Origin of the sequence: Actinoplanes sp. NPDC048791, assembly GCF_040650095.1 — a bacterium.
GTDB lineage: Bacteria > Actinomycetota > Actinomycetes > Mycobacteriales > Micromonosporaceae > Actinoplanes.
This window is the reverse complement of record NZ_JBEZGQ010000942.1, coordinates 1-3,270: the sequence shown is the minus strand read 5'-3', so window position 1 is coordinate 3,270 and position 3,270 is coordinate 1. Positions and strand designations below refer to the sequence as shown.

At 69.5% G+C, this 3,270-nt stretch carries 3 protein-coding genes; 2 read left to right on the top strand and 1 reads right to left on the bottom strand.

Going from position 1 to position 3,270, the window contains the following annotated elements; genetic code table 11:
• Window positions 1-680, bottom strand: a 680-nt coding sequence (gene rsmI / locus AB0C29_RS40135; protein WP_360832105.1) for a 16S rRNA (cytidine(1402)-2'-O)-methyltransferase, incomplete at its 3' end; no start/stop codon positions are given.
• Window positions 681-705: 25 nt separating this feature from the next.
• Between rsmI and AB0C29_RS40130 the strand changes: the two genes are divergently transcribed.
• Both AB0C29_RS40130 and AB0C29_RS40125 read left to right on the top strand, forming a co-directional pair.
• Window positions 706-2,352 (top strand): glycosyltransferase family 39 protein, encoded by a 1,647-nt coding sequence (locus AB0C29_RS40130; RefSeq protein WP_360832102.1) that lies wholly within the window; start codon window positions 706-708, stop codon window positions 2,350-2,352.
• A gap of 587 nt (window positions 2,353-2,939) precedes the next feature.
• Window positions 2,940-3,270: hypothetical protein (locus AB0C29_RS40125; RefSeq protein WP_360832098.1), on the top strand; the 331-nt coding region annotated here is incomplete at its 3' end.

Genomic DNA, 3,270 nt, shown 5'->3' with positions numbered 1-3,270 from the left:
GCCCCCCCCACCACCACGGTGATCTCCCCGCGCGGGTCGGCCTCGGCCGACCAGGCCGCCAGCTCGCCCAGCGGGCCCCGGCGGATCTCCTCGTAGGTCTTGGTCAGCTCACGGCACACCGCGGCCTCGCGCTCGGCGCCGAACGCGCCCGCCAGGTCGGTCAGCGCGGCCGAGATCCGGTGCGGCGCCTCGAAGAAGACCAGCGTGCGGGACTCGGCGGCGAGCTCGCGCAGCCGGGACCGGCGGCCCGAGCCGCTGCGCGGCAGGAAACCCTCGAAGCAGAACCGGTCGCTGGGCAGCCCGGAGAGGGCCAGGGCGGTGGTCACGGCACTGGGTCCGGGGGCCGCGGTGACCGGGAAGCCGGCGTCCAGCGCGGCCCGGACCAGGCGGTAGCCCGGGTCGGAGACGCTGGGCATCCCGCCGTCGGTGACGACCGCGACGACCGCGCCGTCGCGCAGGGCGGAGACCAGATCGGGGGTACGGCGTTCCTCGTTGCCCTCGAAATACGACACGATCCGCCCGGCCACGGTGATGTCCAGGTCCCTGGCCAGGCGCAGCAGCCGGCGGGTGTCCTCCGCGGCGACCACGTCCGCGCCGGCCAGCACCTCGCGCAGCCTGGTGGACGCGTCGCCGACATTGCCCAGCGGCGCGCCGACCAGCACGACCCGGCCTGTACCCATCTCCGCCACCCGGGAAGTCCATCACATGAAGACGCGCGGGCGCCGAGCGCCGTGGACTTGTCCCGCGGCCTACGATCGCGGGGTGACTTCGGCGACAGCTGAAACTGAGATCAGCGCAGACATCCCTGCGGACGAGCCACCGGACGCCACGGCGGCCACGGGCGCCGGGGGTGTGCCCGACGCGGTACGCCGCCGGCTGGCGACCCTGGACCGGTGGTGGAACCCGTATTCGTGGCTGGTCACCGGGGTGATCGTGGCGATCGCGGCGATCCTGCGGCTGGTCGGGCTGACCCGGCCGAAGGGCTACATCTTCGACGAGGTCTACTACCCGACCGACGCCTGGGACATGCTCCAGCACGGTGTGGAGTGGGACGAGAAGACCAACGGTCCCGCGTACGTGGTGCACCCACCGCTGGGCAAGTGGCTGATCGCGCTCGGCGAGAAGGTGTTCGGCAACAACGAGCTGGGCTGGCGGATCTCGGGGGCGATCGCCGGCACCCTGATGATCCTGATCCTGATCCGGATCGCGTACCGGTTGTTCCACTCGATCGTGCTGGCCGGCATCGCGGGCCTGCTGATGACGCTCGACGGCTTCCAGCTGGTGCTGTCGCGCACGTCGCTGCTCGACATCTTCCTGGGGCTGTTCATCCTGGCCACCTTCGGGGCGCTGGTGCTGGACCGCGACCACTACCGCCGGCGCTGGCTGCGGGCCCTGGAGGACGGCTACGACCCGGCGACCGCCCGCGGCCTGCCCCGCGTCTTCCCCTGGTGGCTGCTCGCCGCCGGGGTGCTCTTTGGCCTGGCCTGCGGCGTCAAGTGGAGTGCGCTGTTCTTCGCGCCTTTCTACGGGCTGCTGGTGATCGTGTGGCGGGCCCAGGCGCGGCGCTCGGCCGGCGTACGCCGCCCGGTGCGGCGCGGCCTGCTCGGCGACCTCGGTTACCTGGTGCTGAGCTTCGTACTCACGATCATCTTCTACCTGGCCTCGTGGACCGGCTGGTTCGTCACCGACACCGGCTACTTCCGGCACTACCGCGAGGCGAACGGGCTCAGCGAGCCGCCGATCCTGGGCCCGCTGCTGAACCTGCTGCACTACCACTCCGAGGCGTACAACTTCCACAGCGGACTGACCGACCGGCACGTGTACCAGTCCTGGCCGTGGCAGTGGCTGCTGCTGGGCCGCCCGGTGGCGTTCTACTGGAACGGCAACGGCAGCTGCGGGGCCCCGAGCTGCGCGGCGGAGATCCTGCTGCTGGGCACGCCGATCCTGTGGTGGTCGTTCCTGCCCGCGCTGGGCGCGCTGGTCTGGTTCGGCATCGCCCGGCGGGACTGGCGGGCCTTCGCCATCGGTACGGGCGTGGTGGCCGGCCTGCTCCCGTGGTTCTACTTCGCGGTGGCCGACGGACGCACCATGTTCGCCTTCTACGTGCTGCCGGCGCTGCCGTTCCTGATCCTGGCCGTCGTCTACGTGCTCGGCGCGATCATGACGCCACCGGAAGGGACAGCGACAGGCGCGGGACGAACGGACAGACAGCTGGTCGGCACCGTCGTGGCAGGCGTCTATGTGTTGCTGGTCGCGCTCTGCTTCGCGTACTTCTATCCGATCTTCGTGGGGCAGCTGATCCCGTACGCCGACTGGTCGGCCCGGATGTGGCTCGGCGGTCGCTGGATCTAGCACCGGAAACGCGGAAACGCCCGTCGCGATCAGCGGCGGGCGTTTCTCGTGCGTGCTTCCTGGAGACAAGGCGCGCGCCCCGATCGCCTGCCACGGGGGAAGCGGGCGATAGAGGCGCGCATGAAGAAGCTTAACGACCGCCGATGGTGGACACAACGGGTGGACTTACTCAGTTGCCGGGAAAGTTGCCGCAGGTCGTCATCGGACCGTGACCAGGCGGGTACGTCGCGTCCGCCTCAGACAAAAGGTACATAGCGCTATATTGGTTTTAATGGCACTTATCCGCTGGTGAAAACCATTCGGATAATGGCGTGGACGACAGTCGGGAATGCGACAGGAAATCGTCGGCGAAAACGGCGTAACCTTTGCTCCCGGCGCCATTGTCCGCAGGTCAGCGAGACCTCCGGAAATGCCACGCACACCATCTTCAGCAGGTCAAACGTGAACGCTCACCGTTTCGGCTGATTCCGGTCCCACGTTCGGCGGTCATCAGAACCGGTGACTGCCGTCAAGATCGCCGGAGATGTTCCTAAGCTCGCCGCGTGACATTGCAGGAGCCCCAAAACCCGCCAATCGCCGACGTCGACATGCCTGACACCGAGGTGATCGTCGTCGCGCATCCCTCGCCGGTGTTCGTGGACTCGACCGGCCGCCGCAGTCGCATGCTGCGCCGGGTCGCGTACGGCTTCGGTGCCCTCTGCATGGTCTACGGGGGGCTGATCAGCGTCAGCCTGGCCGGCGGACCGGTCAGCTCGAGCGCCGTCCTGCCCCTGCCCGACCTCGCGGACGGCAAGGACGAGGAGGACCTCGTCGTGGCCCGGCCGAGCCCGACCCCCGAACCGGTCGTCACCGCGACCAGCGCCCAGCCGATCCTGGAGGTCCTGCCCCGGCGCGGACTGCCGGTCAGCGGGCCGCGGC

Bases quoted from the DNA above. Each gene is read 5' to 3' on its own strand.
- AB0C29_RS40130 (WP_360832102.1), top strand. From the start codon at position 706: ATGAAGACGCGCGGGCGCCGAGCGCCGTGGACTTGTCCCGCGGCCTAC.